This window comes from Bradyrhizobium sp. Kon56 (assembly GCF_055807635.1).
In genome coordinates this window covers 1-231 of sequence record NZ_JBVVOU010000671.1, presented here as the reverse complement: position 1 = coordinate 231, position 231 = coordinate 1, and the positions used below count along the sequence as shown (strand labels likewise).

The 231-nt window shown below is 68.4% G+C and carries 1 protein-coding gene; it reads right to left on the bottom strand.

What is annotated here, in order from left to right; translation table 11 throughout:
• Positions 1–231 (bottom strand): thiamine pyrophosphate-dependent enzyme (locus tag AC0L3B_RS40465; RefSeq protein WP_473383722.1); only part of this gene is annotated, 231 nt, incomplete at both ends.

Here is a 231-nt window from a genome sequence, read left to right as displayed (position 1 = left end):
GGAGGTCGAGTGCGGGCCGGCGCGGTAAGTCACCCACTCGATCAGCGTCGGCCCCAGGTTACGCCGGGCGCGTTCGGCGGCCCAGGCGGAGGCGGCGTACACCGCGATGAAATCGTTGCCATCGACCCGCAGCGAGGCGATGCCACAGCCCACGCCGCGTCCGGCGAAGGTGGTGGCTTCACCACCGGCGATAGCTTGAAAGGTCGAGATGGCCCACTGGTTGTTCACCAC